The following is a 19,762-nucleotide window of genomic DNA, read 5'->3' on the forward strand; positions in this document are numbered from 1 at the left end:
TCGTAAGTCGCGAATAACAGGCAGTAAAATATGAAAAAAGCCGACTGTGACCGAGCCGACTTTCTTTATAGCAATCATTGATGAGGAAAGCCAAGCGAGCGGGCATCAACTATCCTTTTTCTAAAATTCATTATAGCATAAGAATAATAATCTGCAATAGGGTGTTATAAATGGATAAAAAATTAAAGGTGAGTGTTTCCAAAAAATCTATTTAGTAGTAATATATATAATATAATATTAATAAAATTTGCAATTCAGAAATTTATCTATAAATCAGTTTTGGCGTTTTATGCTAAAAATATGTAATAACATTATATTGTCAGGAGATGAACGGATTGGTAAAATGTATTGATCTTCCTTATCATAAGGGAGTCGTAACGGCAAAAATACCGCAGGATAATCTGGCAGGTATTCTTGTCTCCAAAGCAGCTGCATTTCATACGGATTTGACAGAAAAACAGATAGTTGAAAATTCACTTAACTGTCCTATTGCATCATCGAAATTGGAGGAACTGGTCAAGGGTAAAAAAAATATTGTTCTAATAAGTTCTGATCATACAAGACCTGTTCCTTCTAAAATAATAACACCTATTATATTGAAACACATACGAGATGCCGAGCCGGAAGCCAATATTACTATATTAGTGGCCACCGGATTTCACCGCCCTTCCACCAGGCAGGAATTGATTGATAAATATGGTGAAGAGATTGTTCGTAATGAAAAAATAGTGATACATGCAGCCAGTGATGATTCGGCTATGGTTAAAATCGGTACATTGCCTTCCGGCGGACCATGTATTATTAATAAAATTGCTATGGAAGCCGATTTGCTGCTGGCAGAAGGGTTTATTGAATCACATTTTTTTGCAGGTTTTTCTGGCGGACGTAAAGCTGTTTTACCGGGGATTGCTTCTTACAAAACAATAATGGCCAATCATTGTGGTGAATTTATTGATTCTGACAGGGCTCGTACCGGTAACATGCAGCATAATCCGATTCATGAGGATATGATTTATGCTGCTAAAGCTGCTGGTTTAAAATTTATTTTGAATGTGGTTCTTGATGAAGATAAAAAAATTATTGCCTCTTTTGCCGGTGATTCTGAAAAGGCACATTTAAAGGGCTGTGAGTTTGTAAAACAGCTGGCTGAAGTAAAAAAAATTCCTTGTGATATAGCAATTACGAGTAATGGCGGTTATCCGCTTGATCAAAATATTTATCAGGCAGTAAAGGGAATGACCGCAGCGGAAGCAACAAATAAAGAGGGTGGTGTAATAATAATTGCTGCGGGTTGTTGCGACGGCCATGGCGGGGTTGGTTTTTATAATAATATCGCTGATGTTCGAACACCTGAAGAATTTTTGGAAAGGGCGATTAAGACACCACGGCAGGAAACTGTTCCAGAACAATGGACGTCACAGATCCTTGCCAGAATATTGGTGCACCATCATGTGATATTGGTATCGGATTTAGTTGATAAAAAATTTGTCCATGGTCTGCATATGGAGGCTGCTGACAGTATCGAGCAGGCTCTGGAAAGAGCATTTCAGTTAAAGGGAGAAAAGGCAACGGTTACGGTTATTCCTGATGGATTATCGGTCATTGTAAAATAAAAAATAATAATGCACCTTACTAAAAAGTTTATCTTTTTAGTAAGGTGCATTTGTGTAAATAGGTAAATTATAAAATTTACAGTCGGCAGTCAATCATAAGCACGTTCGTATTGCTTAGGTATATAGCCGACAACGCCGTATTTTTGGGCGGCCTGTATTGCAAAATAAGGATGGCGCAGTAATTCCCGTCCAAATGCAGTAAGGTCTGCCCGTTCGGTCTGTAAAAGGGCTTCAGCAATTTCCGGGTTAGTTAAAAGTCCTACAGCAATGACAGGAATATGACATTTACGGCGGATGGCATCAGCTAATGGCGCCTGATATCCGGGATAAGAGTTTACTGGTGTAGGTAATAAACCGCCTGAACTTACGTGTACCATATCTATCAATGACCGCACATCGTTAATTATCTCTACCATCATGGCAGCATCAATTCCGACGGAATCATAGTCAGAGGCTGATACACGTATCCAAACCGGTTTATCGGCAGGCCATACAGTATGTACTTGCTGCAGGACCTGTTCTAAAAAGCGGGTGCGGTTTTTTAGGCTGCCACCATATTCGTCGGTTCGTTTATTAGTTAATGGTGATAAAAATTCATGTAATAGATAACCGTGGGCAGCGTGAATTTCCAAGGCATCGAAACCGGCTGCATCGGCCCGACTGGCCGCCTGTTTAAAGGCATCAATTATTTCATTGATTTCAGGTCTGGTCAGTTCGGCAGGCGTGCGATATTTATCACTAAATGTAAGAGCACTGGGGGCGACAGGATGACCTGAAGCTGATTGACTTTTACGACCGGCATGGTTTATTTGCAGTGCTGTTTTCGAACCATAACGATGGCAGGCATCGACTATTTTTTTTAATCCAGGGATTTGTTCGTCTTCCCATAGACCTAAATCATTGTCCGATATTCTGCCTATCGGTTTAATACCGGTCGCTTCAACTATTATGAGTCCAACACCGCCGACAGCCCTGGAAGCATAATGGGTTAAGTGAAAATCATTGGCTTGGCCGTCATCGGCTGCTGAATACATACACATAGGTGGCATTACTATGCGGTTTCGTAAAGTCATATTTTTTATAGTGAACTTTTCAAATAGTTTCATTAATAATCACCACTTTCATATTGTTAAGATTAAATATATTTCATAACAATCTTTGATTTTGAAAAGCAATATCAACATCATTTATTATATAAGTACTATGAAAAAAATTCAATGTTTGCCAATATTATTTAGAATAATAGAAAACAGACAAATTTTATCTATGCTGTTTTTGGCAGATAATGTCAGTCATCGAGATTTTTCCTGGTGAGAAGTTCTAATTTTTTTTCAATTTCTTCATTTTTAATAAAATTGGTCATTATTCTTTTTTCTAATAACGGCGAAAAGTTTTTGGTCATGTTTTTAAGTAACCAGACCATGTTATGTCCTAAAAGACGCATTGTTTGGAGTCCTTCAAGATCTTTTCTCACATCATCAGGGGTAAAACCATGTACAGAGTTCCAGTATTGGGAGGTTACTAATGGCATTTGATTGATGGTGAAATATTTGTTTAATCGGTCGAAAGAAGCACTAGCACCGCCACGTCGGCAACTAAGCACTGCGGCTGATGGTTTGCCGATAAGAAAATTACTGCCGGAACAAAAAATGCGATCCAGAAGAGCACATAATGCACCATTGGGACCGGCATAATATACTGGTGAACCGACAATTATACCATCAGCCGTTTTCATTTTTTCCAAGATGACATTAGCGGTATCATCATCAAATACGCATTTTTTCAGTGAGCTGCAGCGCCCACAGGCAATACAGCCATGAACCGCGCGGTTACCAATATGAAATATTTTTGTTTCTACATCTTCTTTATTTAGTTGTGCAGCAACTTCAGTCAAGGCTGTATAGACACAGCCTTCTTTGTGCGGACTCCCATTGAGCATGAAAACTTTCATAATAAAACTCTCCTTTTAATATGGTATTGTATATTTAAATAGTGTATATTAATATAATATATAGTAATTTTCTTTTTATCAAGAATACACTTTTTTGTAACATACTATCTAAAAAGGAAGTAATAATATTGAGAACAGCAAAAAGTTTTAGTTGTCCGGTTGAAGCTGTAGTAAATTTAATCGGCGGTAAATATAAGACGGTAATCCTTTGGCATCTGATAAATAACACTTTGCGGTTCAATCAGTTGCAAAAACAAATACCGCAGGCTACTCCTAAAATGCTGACACAGCAATTGCGCGAACTTGAGCACGACGGAATAGTGAATCGTAAAGTTTATCCGGTAGTACCGCCCAAGACTGAATACAGCCTTTCCCAGTTTGGCCTTAGTCTTATTCCCGTGTTAGATTCTATGCGTAAATGGGGTGTCGAATATATAAAAAGTGCAGGGAAACAGATATTAAGTGAAAAATAGTCATTATGAAATAAAAAATTGTTTAGTAAAACCCCTGGGGATAGATGGTAAATCTAACCCCCAGGGGTAAGTTTATAATGTAAGATAGTTAATATTAATCAATAGGAATAAATTCACGGTTTCTGTTGGTAAATTTGACGCGTTGGGTATATCCGAAGGATTTGGCATAGGCGACAGCTTCATCAATGTAAGCACCGCAGTCTTCTGGTTTGTGGGCATCAGAGGAAGTAATGACAGGAAGTTTGTATTTAGCAGCGATTTTCATGAATGCGGGGAAAGGAGATATTTCTTTTATCGGATAGCGATAGCGTGTTCCGGTGTTAATATCAACGACCATGTTGGCTTTTTTCATAGCTTCGGCCACACGGATAAGATAGGGTGTTACATCAAAATCAGGTAAAAATTTAAACAGACGGATATTAAAAGGATGTCCTAATATATCATAGATTTTTGCAGTGCATAATTTTTCGACCTCTTGAGTATACCATTCATAAATTTCTTTTAAATCATGGTTTTTCCATTCAGCACGTATTTGTGATGAGTCATAGGCCCAGCCATGGAGAAAATGAACTGACCCGATTATATAATCAAATGGTTGTCGGTCTAAAATTTGTTTTACTGTGGTCTGATCTTGAAAATTGCATACTTCAATACCGGTTTTTACCGGGGAACCCTTAGCTTTGAGCATATCCATGAATTTTATATAGTCAGACAAGGGGCATTTAAATTTGTTGGTTTGCAGCCATTTTTTCTGAAACTTTCCGATGAAGGAATCATCGTGGATAACATCTTTATAATACAGTGTTTTGAAATCAGTGAAACCATGTGTATGTTCAGAAATGCCTATTTCACCGATATGGCGCTTGGCAGCACTGTCAAAAAAGCCCTGTACCCATGAAAGATCATAAGAACCGTATTCAAAATGCATATGATAGTCTATTTTCATAGGAAATGTCTCCTCACTAGTTTTTTTGCAAATATTCGCGGATAACTTTTATTACACCGCCTTGGGAATTGGTCGGGGCGATATGTTTGGCCACTGCTTTAAGTTCGGGAATAGCATTTTCCATAGCGTAGCTTTCACCGACTGATTCAAGCATTTCCAGGTCGTTGTAAAAATCACCGAAAGCCATACATTCTTCTGGTTTTATATGGAGTTTTTTTTGCATTTTTTGGATAGCTATTCCTTTGTTCATACCTTTTGGCATAATGTCAAGCCAGATGTGAGTGGCCATTACTAACTGGACTTTGTCCTGATAAGCAGCCAGCTGGGCATGGGCTGTATCAAGCATATTACGGTTATCACAATCACAGATGGAAATTTTTATGATAGGATCTTTTATAGAGTAAAAATCGTTAATTATTTTATAATTGGTATAATATTTACCCATTTCAGCAAAAAAGGCAGCATTTTCGCTGATGACATAACTGCCGCTGCAAGTGCAGACAACAACATAGACGCCCTTGAGTGAAGTAGCTGTTGCAATAAGTTTGGCAGTCAAATTATCAGGAAGGCTGGTATAGGATAAAAGTTCATTACCATGGACAACCATGGTTCCGTTTTCAGCAATAAATAACCAATCATCTTTGTAGCGGGAAAACTGTCTGGTAAGTGCATAATACTGTCGGCCGCTGGCAGGTGAAAATATTATGCCGCGCTTTTTTAATTCAATAATGGTATCATCAAAATTGACCGGTAGTTGTCCGTTGTCATCAAGCAGTGTGCCATCCATATCGGAAATAATCCATTTTATCATATGCTTTGCCCCTTTATTGATATTGATTTTATTATAACATATGAAAAGCAATTTATCAGTACGAAAGGAAGCGTATATATATTTGACAAATGATGTTTACATGATTATATTTATTTTGGTATACTATATGTTAGGATATTTATATTATAGTGTATTTATGTTCTGATCATAGCTATAATAGTCCTGCCATAGAAAGAAGGAATATATATGCCTCAAAACGACTTACACCATGTATGTAGTTTTTGCAAGCGTGACATAAAAATAACCAGTCAATATGATCTGCCGATATTTGATCCACAGACGGGGTTTGCTATTTGTAAAAACTGCATAAAAGAGATATATCAATTAATAGCTGAAAATGAAGAGGAAACAGCAAAGATTGTGCGGCGTAAATTTATTAATAATTTAGATTCTGTGCTGGATAAAAACAGACCGCATATTATAAAAAAATATTTAGACGAATATATCATCAATCAGGATAGGGCTAAAAAGATTCTGTCAGTGGCTGTTTATAATCATTATAAACGTATGAAATGTATGGAGGGCCATGATGATGTGGAAATTGAAAAATCGAATGTGATAATGATGGGGCCATCCGGCTGCGGTAAGACGGCAATGTTGTCACATCTTGCCAAATTACTTGATATACCATTTGCAGTGACTGATGCATCAAGTCTTACTGAGGCAGGTTTTGTCGGCGCCGATGTTGAAGTTGCTGTGCGTAATCTTTATTATGCCGCTGACAAAAATGTGGAAAAAACAGAACATGGCATAATTTATCTGGATGAATTTGATAAAATTGCCAGAAAGTCTGGTGAAAATAATTCTATAACAGCCGACCCAGGTCACGAAGGGGTGCAGCAGGCTCTTTTAAAAATGCTGGAAGGCAGTGTAGTGGAATTCACTGCACGGGGACAAAGAAAACATCCGGAAGCACCGACTACCAAGATAGATACAACGAATATATTGTTTATTGTCGGTGGAGCTTTTGTCGGCATAGAGAAAATAGTGGAAAGACGATTGAAAAAAAATACGGCCGCTATTGGATTTGGTGTTGATGTAAAGGATAATAATAAAGATACAAAATATGATGAATTGATACGTCAGGTCAGACCAGAGGACCTTATGAAGTTTGGTATTATTCCCGAAATTATTGGCCGGCTGCCAATAATCTGTACTTTGGAAACATTAGATGAGAATGCGTTACTGCGTATATTGACTGAGCCGAAAAATGCTCCGGTGAAGCAGTATAAAAAATTGATGGCAGTGGATAACATAGAACTGGAATTCACTGATGAGGCGCTTCGTGCAGTGGCCCGGAAAGCAATAGAAAGAAAAACCGGCGCACGCAGTCTGAAAGGAATATTGGAAGATGCCATGCTTGACACGATGTATGAACTGCCAAAATCGAAAAAACCGCGTAAAGTCATTATTACACAGGAATGTATCGAAAAAGATGCTGAGCCTGAGATACAGATATTAGATAATACTGAAACAGATGAGTCAAAAGAGGCGGCAAGTAATTTTGCCGGATGAATAAATGATAAAAAAGCTTTTATTATTGGGAAATACTGACTTATATGAAGTTAGCCAGCCAGTGATGGCAAGTGAAGATATTACCGGGATAGTAACTGATTTACATGATACATTATTTGACTGGCGGGAAAAACATCATGCCGGCAGGGCAATAGCAGCACCGCAAATTGGTGTGCGAAAACGTATTATTTATATGTATATTGATGAACCGGTGGTATTTATTAATCCCCGGCTGGAGTTTCCTACCCCTGAAATGATAGAGCTGTGGGACGATTGTATGTCACTGCCCGGGCTTTATGTAAAAGTGAGACGTTATGTGCAGTGCCGTGTATATTTTACCGATATGCAAGGAGAGGCAAAGGTCTTTTATCTGCAGGGAAGTATGTCTGAATTGCTGCAGCATGAATATGATCATTTGGAGGGCGTCCTTGCCACTATGCGGGCAATAGATAACAAGTCTTTTAGTTTGTGCAAAGATAATGTTTAGTGTATATGATGAAACGGCCGGATGCATGATTTTTCTCCGGAGATGCTGATGCGGTGGTTTAAAGGGCAGATTAATGCGTTTATTAATGGATCCTTATAAAAAGTTTGCTAGCTAAAAGTATGTTTTGGACAAAAACCGGACTATGCGGATCAATCGCATTAGTCCGGTTTTTTCATAAGTTTTGTGACTAACTCACAGATAAAAAATTATATATGTTATATAATTGATTTATCAAATGTAAGGGAGGCTGTCCATAATGAAGACAGTTATTATTGGCGGGGTTGCCGGGGGCGCCACCACGGCAGCACGGCTTAGAAGAAGAGACGAATCAATGGAAATTGTAGTTTTGGAAAAAGGTGGTTATATATCTTATGCTAACTGCGGTTTGCCTTATTATATCGGAAATGTGATAAAAGAACGGGAAAAACTTTTAGTACAGACACCGGAAGGAATGAAAAATAAATTTAATGTGGATGTCCGTATTTTTAATGAAGCGGAAAAGATTTTACCGGATAAAAGATGTGTTTTGGTGAAAGATCTTCAGACTGGTGCAAAATACGAAGAAAGTTATGATAAACTGGTAATTGCCACCGGATCATCACCACTCAGACCACCTATCAAGGGTATCGATGCAAAAAAAATTATGACTTTATGGTCGGTCGATGATACTGACAAAATCAAAAAAACTATTGATGAGCTGCAGCCCAAGCGGGCAGTAGTGGTTGGTGGCGGATTTATTGGGTTGGAAATGGCAGAAAATCTTCATAAAAAAGGTATACATGTAACTATAATTGAAGCATTAGATCAGGTAATGGCACCGCTTGATAAAGAAATGGCCCAGCTGCTGCATGAAAATATAATCGATAATGATGTCGAATTATTTTTAGGCGATAAGGTAACTGAATTTGAAGAAAAGAATGAAACAGTGCTGATTCATTTAAGCAGTGGTAAAAAAGTCCCGGCTGATGTGGTTATATTATCCATAGGCGTCAGACCAAACAGTTTTTTGGCGCGGGATGCAGGATTAAAACTGAATCAGCGCGGCGGGATAGTTGTGAATAATAAATTGCAGACTTCTGATGAGAATATTTATGCTGTCGGTGATGTTATTGAAGTAGAAAATCCGTTGACTGGTGATAAGACGATGATACCATTGGCAGGACCGGCTAATAAGCAAGCCCGTATTTGTGCGGACAATATCGTCGGAGATGATAAAATTTATCAGGGAACCTATGGAACGGCAATAGCACAGGTTTTTGACCTTGATGCTGCTTCTGTGGGGCTTAATGAAAAAACTTTAAAATTTAATGGGAAAAAGAAAAACAGTGATTATTATACTGTAGTAATAAATCAGAAATCGCACGCCGGTTATTATCCTGATGCAGCAGATTTATATATGAAATTGATTTTTACGGCGGAAGGAAAGATTTTGGGTGCACAGATTGTCGGACAGTCTGGTGTGGACAAACGGATTGATACACTTGCTGCCGTTATGCAGATGAATGGTGATATTTATGATTTACAGCGGATGGAATTTGCTTATGCCCCACCGTTTTCTGCAGCTAAGGATCCAATCAATATGATGGGATTTGTGGCAGAAAATATACTTACGGGATTGGTTAGTTTTATCAGTGTCGAAGAATTTGATAACAGTCAGAATGATAATATAACGATTCTTGATATCAGAGAAGACATAGAATTTATGGTTTATCATCTGCCTGATGCATATCATATCCCGTTGGGCCAGCTGCGCAGTCGTTTTACAGAACTGGATAAACACAAAACAATTATTGTATATTGCGCAGTCGGCGTACGTTCGTATAATGCCGCAAGAATATTGATGCAAAATGGTTTTGAACATGTCATGGTATTGGAGGGTGGTACTAATTTTTATAAGGCTGTACACTTTCAAGATAAACAAAAGGATGATTTAAAGCCGACTGCTTCAGAGCAGCCGGCTGCAACAGACAAATCTGCAAATATGAAAATAGTGGATGAATTTAACATTCAGGCACTTGACTGCAATGGATTACAATGCCCGGGTCCGATACTAAAGGTTAATCAGGCTGTGCGGAAAATGAATGACGGTGAAGTAATAAAAGTATCGGCGACAGATATGGGATTTATTCGTGATATCAGAGCATGGTGTGAAAAAACAGGAAATACCCTGGTTAAAACTGATAAAACCGGGCATCAATACATCGCCTATGTCGGAAAAGGTGTCAATAGCGCTGCCATACAGTCGTCTCATGTATCAAAAGACAGCAGTATGGCTGTGGGTAAAACGATGGTAGTTTTCAGCGATGATCTTGACAGAGCTATGGCATCGTTGGTAATTGCCAATGGGGCAGCTGCTATGGGAAGGCCGGTTACGATGTTCTTTACTTTCTGGGGGTTGAATATTCTGCGTAAAAATAATGCACCGGCGGTAAAGAAATCATTTATAGCTAAAATGTTTGGTTCAATGATGCCGCGCGGTACGGAAAATCTCACGATATCCAAAATGAATATGGGAGGCATAGGTACTAAAATGATGAAAAAAATCATGAAGGATAAAAATGTGGCATCTTTAGACGAACTTTTAAAATCAGCGCGGGAAAATGGTGTAAAAATGATTGCCTGCACTATGTCGATGGATGTCATGGGGATAACTAAAGAGGAATTGATCGATGGTATTGATTTTGGCGGTGTAACGTCATATCTTGGGGCGGCAGAAGAAGCCAATGTAAATTTATTCATTTAACGGGTCAATTTTTCCAAACCTTTGAGGCTGGTTATATTCACTTTACCGCGAGACAGTGTAACCAGCCCTTCCGTTGAAAAATATTTAAGCATTCTGGTAACTACTTCGCGGGCGCTGCCAAGAAAACGGGCAATTTGTTCATGTGTCATATTGATCGTAAGTGAATTGGATGTCTTACTTTCGTGCAGCAAAAATAATGCCAGACGCTTGTCAAAACTCAGAAATAATATTTGTTGCAATGCCCATACGGCATCAGAAAAACGATCGACAGCTTCCCGATAAGTGAACGCTTCGAGATAGACATTTTTCTTCATAACGGAAGAAAAGGCAGAGGCATTTGTTCTCACTATTTCACAATCGGTTACTGCATCTATATAAACGTCAAAAGTGATACTTTTAAGTATGCAGGTAGCTGCCAGCAGACATATATTACCAGTTTGCAAGCGGTATAATGTTACTTCCCGTCCGTCCGGGGAATTGATATATATACGTAATGTTCCGGACAATACGATTAGTACACCAAAGCAATCCATCGCGACATTGTGAATTGATTCTTTACGATGGTAATGAATTGCGGCAGTATTTTCAATGAGCGTTTCCTGTTGGGCCTCGGTTAACTTATCCCAACAAGCAATATTGTCCTTTAGGGCAGCTTTAATTTTCATGATGATATCTCTTTAAAATAAATTATTATTAATGGGCCGGTTCAAAACGTATATCAGTGTCGTAATTGCGTCCCTGGACCATACGGGGACGGCTGGCGTCAAAGGCTGGATTGATGACGCTTTTGGCCGGGTCATATTCAGTCGTTTTTATATCGGCAATATCAAGGACAGTATGAATCATATCATCAGTCATATAAGGGCGGTTTACTGCCGCATTGATAGCTGACCATTTTTGTGGATACATCTGCTTGAACTGTTCTGATGCCCAAATGATCATCGGGACTTCGAGCATGTAATGGTTGGGATTTTCTTCTACATGCCCGGCAAAATTACTGCCATCATCATAAACTGTTTCACCATGGTCCGGTAGGTATATGACAATGGTATTTGAGTCCCTGAATCTGTCAATGATGCCGCTTACGATATAGTCATTGTAATAAATGGCATTAGCATATTGTGCCAGTACAATTTTTTTATCATCGGTGACATTTCGGATAATATCATTTTGAGTGAATTTGGAAAAAGCATAAGGGAAACGTTTGTAATAAAGACTATGACCACCCATTAGATGAAGTACATAAAAATTTTTGGCAGCGGCATTTTGTCGGGCACTGTCTAAAAGCGGGAATAAGGCTTCATCTAAGGTGCCAAAATCCTCGTGCGACTCTCTCATGCTGGTAAATTCGTGGACGGTACTGCGATTGGCAAATAATAAGGCAACGTTGCCCCAGATGCCGGAACTTTCCTGGTTGGATAACCAGTGCGTTTTGTAGCCGGCGTCATTCATGACGTCAATTAAATTGTTATAAGTATACCAAGGTTGATCTGATTCATAATCGCAGAATGTAAATAAAACGCGTAATACCGATACAGTTGTTGAATGGGGACTGATGCAGTCGTTGAACACGGCAATCTCGCCTTTTTGTTTTAAACGGTCAAGGTTGGGAGTATTATCCAGATGATAGCCATAAAGATGCATATGATTACGATTAGTAGCCTCACCCAAGATAAAAACGATATTGGGAATGGTGCTGTTATTTTGTGTAATGTCATCGGTAGCAGCCATTTCTTTATCAAGATCCTGGTAGGATTTCATATTGCGCACAGCCATTTGTGCAGCGGCGTATACACGTATGGCGGGTATATCGAGAGAATCACTTAAAATAAATGATTTATAATTGGAAAGTAAAGTAGTTCCGGCAATGATACCGGCAAGCAGCATTAATGGAGCGGCGTAGCGTATGATACGATTGGAAAGATGATTTTCCTGCCGCAGACTTTTATTGAGAAATAGATTCTTTTTTAAAGTTACAGCAGCGGCAAGGAATAAGAGTATAGCTGCAATCCAACTCCATCCCACATACATCTTGAAAAATTCGTCGGCTTCATTGCTGTTTGTTTCCAGGAGAGCAGTAATGATACCTGCGCCCATGACAGCATTGTAGTTATAAATAGAGAACAGTTCCATTAAACATAACAGTGCACTGATATAAAATAATAAATTAAAAAGGATTTTTCTGATGGTTCGTATAGGAATGGCTGTTAATAAAATTGTGCATAGACAAACAGCAGCGAATAAAAATATGGCATCAATAACCATCACGGTTAGCTGACCGGTAGTCCATAAGGTCCAGGCAATAGACAAATAGTTGAATATGAATAATCCAATAGTGAATCCCAAGTGCCTTTTTATCGTTTGACCGACAAATTCAGTTAGCCGGAAGAATAAATTTTTTTTCTGCACGATTATAATACCTCAATAGCTACATTATTTATTGAAATTTTTTAATATAAATTATAGTAAAAAAATTTCTTTACATATTATACCACAATAAATATTCTATAAAAATGTTATTGTGTATTATTGTGATAGAAAAATGCCGAAAGTCTGTCTATGTTGTATTTTGTATTATTTTATGATAATATAATGCGTGAAACATGACAATAGTGATGATGAAGAGGGCACAGATAAATCCGGTGCAGAGATAAAATCCTTTGGCTGAAAGATTTTTCCGTAGAGATCTGCTGCTGTAGCTTCAGAACTTTTTCAGTGAATTAAGTAGCTGTGAACGCAGACGCAGCGTTATGCGATTGGAGCCCTGCCGGGGAGCAGGGAAAATTAGGTGGTACCACGAAAGCATACTCTTTCGTCCTATTAAGGACGGAGGAGTTTTTATTTTTAGGAGGAAAAGATTTGCAAGATACTAATATACCGAAGGTTTATGACCCTCAAAGTTTTGAAAAAAAATGGTATGAGTTTTGGGAACAAAATAAGTTGTTTCATGCCGAGGTGGAAAAAGGTAAGAAACCTTACAGCATAGTTATACCACCGCCGAATGTTACCGGACAGCTGCATATGGGACATGCTATGGATAATACCTTGCAGGATATATTAATAAGATTTCGCCGCATGCAGGGTTATAATACTTTGTGGATGCCGGGATGCGATCATGCCGGTATTGCCACACAGGCCAAGGTCGATGCAGCATTGCGTGAAGAAGGAACATCGCGTTATGAAATAGGCCGTGAAAAATTTATTGAACGAGCTTGGGCATGGAAGGAAAAGTTTGGCAGTCGGATAATGTATCAGCTGCGTTCACTGGGGTCTTCTTGTGATTGGGACAGGGAAAGATTTACAATGGATGAAGGATGCTCGAAGGCTGTCAGGGAAGTTTTTGTCAGCTTATATGAAGAAGGACTTATATATCAGGGAACGCGCATTACTAATTGGTGTCCACAATGTAATACGGCACTTAGTGACATTGAAGTAGAACATGAAAATGAAATGGGGCATTTGTACCATATCCGTTATCAGGTAAAGGATACTGACCAATATGTGGAAATTGCCACTACCCGACCGGAAACGATGTTCGGCGATACCGGTGTGGCTGTTCATCCTGATGATATCCGGTACAAGGCTTTAGTGGGGAAAACATTGATTTTGCCGATAGTTGGTCGACAGATTCCAGTGTTCGCTGATAGTTATGTTGATCCGCAGTTTGGTACGGGCGCTGTGAAAGTGACACCGGCGCATGATCCCAATGATTTTGATATGGGACAGCGGCATGGACTGGAACAAATACTCATTATGGATAATGATGGGACTATGGCTGAAAATACCGGTAAATATTCTGGCATGGATCGTTATGAATGCCGCCGTAAATTGGTTGAAGAATTAAGGGAAAAAGGGTTTTTACTTAGTATTGAAGAACATGAACATGCTGTAGGCCATTGCTCACGCTGTGGAACTACAGTTGAGCCGATGGTTTCTAAGCAATGGTTCGTAAAAATGCAGTCTTTGGCTGAACCAGCTATTGAAGCGGTAAAAAGTGGTAAAATAAAATTTGTGCCGGAAAGATTTACAAAAATTTATTGCAACTGGCTGGAAAATATACGTGACTGGTGTATTTCGCGGCAATTATGGTGGGGACATCAAATACCGGCATGGTATTGTGAAGAATGCGGAGCCACGATTGTCTCCCGTGAAGACGTTGTCATTTGTCCGAAATGTGGCAGTCATAATCTAAAAAGAGATGAAGATGTACTTGATACGTGGTTTAGCTCGGCATTATGGCCTTTTGAAACGATGGGCTGGCCGGAGCAGACTGCAGAATTGAGGCAATTTTATCCGACAAGTGTTCTTGTAACAGGTTATGATATTATCTTTTTCTGGGTTGCCCGTATGGTGATGATGGGACTGAAGTTTGGTAAAGATATTCCATTTAAACATGTCTTTATTCATGGATTGGTACGGGATTCGCAGGGAAGGAAGATGAGCAAATCACTTGGCAACGGTATTGATCCTGTTGATGTTATAGAAAAATATGGAGCCGATACATTAAGATTTATGTTGATAACAGGAAATACTCCGGGTAATGATATGCGGTTTTACTGGGAACGTGTTGAAAGTGCGCGCAACTTTGCTAATAAACTTTGGAATGCATCACGATTTATGCTAATGAATCTGGAAGGATTTGATGCGAAATTTGTACCGGCTGAGGCAGATTACACGTTGGCTGATAAATGGATTTTGAGTCGTTATGCCCATACGGTTCAAAATGTGACGCAGAATCTGGAAAATTTTGAACTGGGAGAAGCGGCTCGTTCCATTTACGAATTTATTTGGAATGAATTGTGTGATTGGTATATTGAACTAAGTAAGGCCAGGCTTTATGATAAGGAAAACAGTACAGCAAGAAAAGTAGCCCAATATGTGCTGGGATATGTGCTGGAACATACTTTGCGGCTGCTGCATCCATTTATGCCTTTTATCACGGAAGAAATATGGCAGCATATACCGCATGACGGCAAAAGTATAATGCTTAGTCCGTGGCCAGACAATGAGTCGGCTAAATTAGATGCAGACTCTGAAAAAGTCATGACTGCAATTATGGATGCAATAAAGGCTATTCGTAATATACGTGCACAAGTAAATGCTGTTCCCGGGAAAAAGAGTGAAGTTATACTGCATTTTAGTGATGCTGGACTTATCGGTGAATTTGAAAAAAATCAAAGTTATTTGACAACTCTTGCAGCTGCTGAACCGGTAACTATTTGGAAAAATTCTGCTGATAAACCAGGAAATGCAATGACCGCCGTTGTTGACGGTGTTGAAATATATCTGCCGATGGCAGGGCTGATCGATGTGCAAAAAGAAACGGCACGGCTTAATAAGGAGATTGAACATCTCAATAAAGAGATTGAACGATTGTCAAAAAAATTGTCTAATAGGGGTTTTTTGGCTAAAGCACCAGCTGAAATTGTAGAAAAGGAGCGGGAAAAACAAAAAGGCTATACGGAAAAAAAGAACGCTGTTGAAGAACGGCTGTCTTATTTAGCGGATTTGTGATAAAAACTATGAATTATCAAGAAGCATTGGAATATCTCAATGAACTTAATAAGTTTGGCACAAAACTGGGGTTGGACAGGATTAAACGATTAGTTGAACTTCTGGATGAACCGCAGTTGAAATATAAAACTGTTCATGTGACTGGTACAAATGGTAAGGGTTCGGTATGTGCTATGGTCAGTGAAATCCTGCATCAATCAGGAATAAGGACAGGATTGTATATTTCACCGCACTTGGTATCGTATACTGAACGTATTCAAATAGACGGTGTAGCTATATCTGAAGAAGAATTTGCCAGCTGTATCGGGGCTGTTAAGACCTTTGCTGATCAAATGGTTGATGAAGGGATGGAATCACCAACGCAGTTCGAAGTACTCACCGCAACAGCATTCTTATATTTTGCATTTAAAAATGTGGAATATGCAGTAATAGAGGTGGGCGTAGGAGGTCTTTTAGATTCCACGAATGTCATTGTACCGGAAGTGTCAGTGATAACCAATGTGGCGTTTGAACATGCTGATTTATGCGGTGGAACACTTGAAGGAATCGCTCACCATAAGGCCGGCATAATAAAAGACGGTGTTCCTGTGGTTACTGATGCCAAGGGAACACCACTGGAAATTTTGCAGCAGGAGGCAGTGGAAAAAAATACGGATCTGTTTATTGAGGATACTGATTTTGAGGCAAAATTTGTCAGCTGCGATGGGAAAAGGCAGGTACTTTTATTTTCGTCGGAAATAGTTGGTGTATCGCTGGAATTTTCATTAAGTCTTTTGGGTGATCATCAGATTAGAAATTGCGCATTGGCTTTGATGACGATATATTTATTGTCAAGTGATGAAAAACGAATAAATTTCGAGGCGACAAAAGCTGCGTTGGCGAATGTTAAATGGCCGGGGCGATTTGAACGTTTCGATACCGCGGGGAAAATGATAATTATTGACGGTGCCCATAACCCGGCGGGAATGCTTGTATTGCGGCAAAATCTTGATAAATATTTTCATGATAATCAACGTATATTTTTACTGGGAATGTTAAGGGATAAGGCCATTGATGTAATGAGAAATACATTGCTGCGGCCGGATGACATTGTCATTGCTACTGAACCTGATTCAAAACGTATGGCAGAACCAGCCTCATGGGCAGGTAAACTGAATGTAAAATATGTTGAGATTGAGCCAAATCGAAAAATGGCTTTGGACAGGGCTATGCGTCTTACTTCGGGAGAAAGTTTGCTGTGTATCACCGGATCGCTCTATTTGATCGGAGAAATAAGGGAAATGCTTCGCCATATTCGTAATGGTGAAGCGGAGATATTAAACGATAACTGATAAATTTGTTATAAGTTTTATAATGTATTATGGCAAAAGGCATAATTGCAGAATATGCATCTAATGTCCATTAATTATTTATATAATATTGTTTAGGAGCTATATGAATATTTTTACAAGAAAAAAATATGCCCGTGATTGTTCTGCAATGATGTTTTATGCATTGTTGGCGGTGATATTTTTCCTGCCATTCAGCAATGACGCGGCAACGTATGCATTATTGCTGGGATGGTTTTTTTATTTATTAAGGACACGTTTTACCGGTTGGACATGGAAACGGACTAAACTTGATTTCCCTTTAGCAGTTTTCATTGTAATGAGTTTCTTGTCGATTTTCAATTCACCGGAAAAGGTATTTAGTTTTTATAACTGCTACCATCTTGTCGGTAAATATGTGCTGGTATATTATTTGGCAATACAAAGTGTTGAAGATGAACAACAGATAAAAAAAATAGTATTTGTCCTGGGCAGCGCGGCATTGATAGTCATATTATATGGTTTTGTACAATATATTGCCGGTATTAATACGACAGCAATGGATTGGACAGACAATAGTGCTTTTCCAGGAATGACAACAAGGGTTTTTTCAACTTGGAAAAATCCTAATCTTTTGGCAGGATATTTGGACATAATATTGTCTTTGGCTTTTGGATTGTTTTTTTACACTAAAAATAGAAAATTTAGAATTATTATTGGAGGGTTATTCCTTCTGGCATTAATCTGCATGGGAATGACATATGCACGTGGTGCGTTATTCAGTATTGCCATTGTTATAATATTATATGCACTTTGTTATAATAAAAGAATAATATTGCCATTTATTGTTTTGGCCTTTGTCCTGCTTTATGCAGATCCGATTCTTATTGACAGAATGATGTCTGTTTTTACGTCGATGGATACCTCCTCCGAATTACGAATTGCATTATGGGAAAGTACCATAGAAATGATACTGGATCATCCTTTACTGGGGATAGGATGGGGAGCATATTATTTTGTTTATCCATCGTATGATTTTTATATGCAGGGGAATTTTATAAAAATTGTCCATGCTCATAATATGTATTTAAATATTGCTGCAGAAGTTGGTTTAATTGGTTTTGCCGGATTTATCAGCTGCTTTATCGGCAGCCTTTGGCGTTCACTGAAAAATTTTAAATTCATGCCGTCGTTTTTTTTGCAGGGGACGTTGCTTGGTTGTGGTTTGGCTCTTGTAACGGTAATGCTCAATGGTTTTACTGATTATGTATTATTTAATACAAATATGTCAATGTTGTTTTGGTTTATAATGGCATTGAGTACCATTTTACTGAGTAATAAATCTTTGCAGAAGGCAAAGAAAATATTAAAAAGCAAGTACCCTGGGCTCACTTCTATTCCAGAATTATCTGATGAAGAGATTAAAAAAAATAAAGAGTTTAATTTTCCTATTTAAGATGTTATAAATTTGGCAGTGTTTTGATGGACAGGGTATTACGATAACAGTTTATCAATTGGCGAAGGGAGGTGAAAATAATGAAGGATATATCAAAAGCCACTATTGATAGGTTACCGTTGTATTTGCGGACTTTGCGCGTTGCACAAGATGAAGGCCGTGATGTTATTTCATCGGAAGAACTTGGCCGCAGACTGGAAATTACCCCTGAACAAATTCGTAAGGATTTAGCTTCATTTGGTCAGTTTGGTAAAAAAGGTGTCGGTTATTATGTAAATGAATTGAAACACAGTGTTAATAATATATTGGGATTAGATAATCACTGGAATATAGCTATCATTGGCATAGGACATCTGGGATCGGCCTTGGCCAACTATCATAATTTCGTTTCTTTGGGATTTAATTTAGTAGCTCTTTTTGATAGTGATCCGACAGTGGTAGGGCGGACAGTTAATCATGTTAAAATAATGGATATCGATACATTGGAAGAAACTATAAAAGAACTGGATATTCATATTGGCATAATTACTGTACCTGGGCAATTTGCCCAGGAAATAGCCAATCGCCTTGTAAAAGCAAAAATCAAGGGTATTTGGAATTTTGCCCCAATAAAAATGAAAGTGCCCGATGGGATGCATATCGTGAATGAAGATTTATCGATAGGTTTATCCTGCTTATCATATCATATAACAAGAAAACCGCGTTGAAGGTGGTTATGGAATTTTTAGGGAGCTGTCAGCTATTATGTAAAATTTTTCACAAATATACACAATAGAGGCTGTTTTTTGTCCAAATTGCTTGACGCCTTTGACAACAGGTGGTATTCTAACAGTTGTAGAAATGTGGTCGTTTTGTTGTGCAAATAGCTATAAATGAAGTACATCGTTACCATTTAGTTTAATTATAGTTATAAACGGCTATCAGA

General features: G+C 38.5%; 15 protein-coding genes. 9 read left to right on the top strand and 6 right to left on the bottom strand.

Annotation, left to right across the window (positions count from 1 at the left end; all coding sequences use genetic code 11):
- The first annotated feature begins 335 nt into the window (after positions 1-335).
- Positions 336-1,613: a nickel-dependent lactate racemase gene (gene larA / locus F8M42_RS04415; RefSeq protein WP_229711460.1), complete on the top strand. Its 1,278-nt coding sequence runs from the start codon at positions 336-338 to the stop codon at positions 1,611-1,613.
- 89 nt (positions 1,614-1,702) lie between these two features.
- Here larA and namA read toward each other — a convergent pair whose 3' ends face one another.
- Positions 1,703-2,719: an NADPH dehydrogenase NamA gene (namA, locus tag F8M42_RS04420; RefSeq protein WP_182188144.1), complete on the bottom strand. Its 1,017-nt coding sequence runs from the start codon at positions 2,717-2,719 to the stop codon at positions 1,703-1,705.
- Positions 2,720-2,901: 182 nt separating this feature from the next.
- Positions 2,902-3,564: a flavodoxin family protein gene (locus F8M42_RS04425; RefSeq protein ID WP_182188145.1), complete on the bottom strand. Its 663-nt coding sequence runs from the start codon at positions 3,562-3,564 to the stop codon at positions 2,902-2,904.
- Between the two features lie 128 nt (positions 3,565-3,692).
- Between F8M42_RS04425 and F8M42_RS04430 the strand changes: the two genes are divergently transcribed.
- Positions 3,693-4,037 carry a winged helix-turn-helix transcriptional regulator gene (locus F8M42_RS04430; RefSeq protein WP_182188146.1) on the top strand — a complete coding sequence of 115 codons (345 nt, stop codon included), beginning with the start codon at positions 3,693-3,695 and terminating at the stop codon, positions 4,035-4,037.
- 94 nt (positions 4,038-4,131) lie between these two features.
- On the opposite strand, the gene F8M42_RS04435 is transcribed toward F8M42_RS04430, so the two are convergent.
- A complete protein-coding gene (locus tag F8M42_RS04435) occupies positions 4,132-4,983 on the bottom strand; it encodes a PHP domain-containing protein (protein ID WP_182188147.1) in 852 nt (283 codons plus the stop codon).
- A gap of 16 nt (positions 4,984-4,999) precedes the next feature.
- A complete protein-coding gene (locus F8M42_RS04440) occupies positions 5,000-5,794 on the bottom strand; it encodes an HAD family hydrolase (RefSeq protein WP_182188148.1) in 795 nt (264 codons plus the stop codon).
- Between the two features lie 207 nt (positions 5,795-6,001).
- On the opposite strand from F8M42_RS04440, the gene clpX reads away from it, so the two are divergent.
- From clpX to F8M42_RS04455, 3 genes are all read left to right on the top strand, one after another.
- Complete coding sequence (gene clpX, locus F8M42_RS04445; protein WP_182188149.1) at positions 6,002-7,330, top strand: ATP-dependent Clp protease ATP-binding subunit ClpX; 1,329 nt, start codon at positions 6,002-6,004, stop codon at positions 7,328-7,330.
- Positions 7,331-7,334: 4 nt separating this feature from the next.
- Positions 7,335-7,817 carry a peptide deformylase gene (locus F8M42_RS04450; RefSeq protein ID WP_182188150.1) on the top strand — a complete coding sequence of 161 codons (483 nt, stop codon included), beginning with the start codon at positions 7,335-7,337 and terminating at the stop codon, positions 7,815-7,817.
- A gap of 256 nt (positions 7,818-8,073) precedes the next feature.
- On the top strand, positions 8,074-10,560 hold the full coding sequence (locus F8M42_RS04455) for an FAD-dependent oxidoreductase (RefSeq protein WP_182188151.1): 2,487 nt from the start codon (positions 8,074-8,076) through the stop codon (positions 10,558-10,560).
- Here the strand turns inward: F8M42_RS04455 and F8M42_RS04460 are convergent.
- The gene (locus F8M42_RS04460) at positions 10,557-11,225 is read right to left on the bottom strand and encodes a Crp/Fnr family transcriptional regulator (protein ID WP_182188152.1); all 669 of its coding nucleotides are present in this window, start codon (positions 11,223-11,225) and stop codon (positions 10,557-10,559) included. The genes F8M42_RS04455 and F8M42_RS04460 overlap by 4 nt on opposite strands.
- A gap of 28 nt (positions 11,226-11,253) precedes the next feature.
- Positions 11,254-12,969 (bottom strand): phosphoethanolamine transferase, encoded by a 1,716-nt coding sequence (locus tag F8M42_RS04465; protein WP_229711463.1) that lies wholly within the window; start codon positions 12,967-12,969, stop codon positions 11,254-11,256.
- A 450-nt stretch (positions 12,970-13,419) separates the two neighbouring features.
- On the opposite strand from F8M42_RS04465, the gene F8M42_RS04470 reads away from it, so the two are divergent.
- The 4 genes from F8M42_RS04470 to F8M42_RS04485 all read left to right on the top strand — a co-directional run bounded on the left by F8M42_RS04470 (position 13,420) and on the right by F8M42_RS04485 (position 19,544).
- A complete protein-coding gene (locus F8M42_RS04470) occupies positions 13,420-16,074 on the top strand; it encodes a valine--tRNA ligase (protein WP_182188153.1) in 2,655 nt (884 codons plus the stop codon).
- Between the two features lie 8 nt (positions 16,075-16,082).
- A complete protein-coding gene (locus F8M42_RS04475) occupies positions 16,083-17,405 on the top strand; it encodes a bifunctional folylpolyglutamate synthase/dihydrofolate synthase (protein WP_182188154.1) in 1,323 nt (440 codons plus the stop codon).
- A gap of 103 nt (positions 17,406-17,508) precedes the next feature.
- Positions 17,509-18,837, top strand: coding sequence for an O-antigen ligase family protein (locus F8M42_RS04480; RefSeq protein ID WP_182188155.1), 1,329 nt, complete (start codon positions 17,509-17,511; stop codon positions 18,835-18,837).
- A gap of 80 nt (positions 18,838-18,917) precedes the next feature.
- Entirely contained in the window at positions 18,918-19,544 is a 627-nt protein-coding gene (locus F8M42_RS04485) for a redox-sensing transcriptional repressor Rex (RefSeq protein ID WP_182188156.1), read from the top strand.
- Positions 19,545-19,762: the final 218 nt, after the last annotated feature.

Origin of the sequence: Pectinatus frisingensis, assembly GCF_014076555.1 — a bacterium.
GTDB classification, from domain to species: domain Bacteria; phylum Bacillota; class Negativicutes; order Selenomonadales; family Selenomonadaceae; genus Pectinatus; species Pectinatus frisingensis.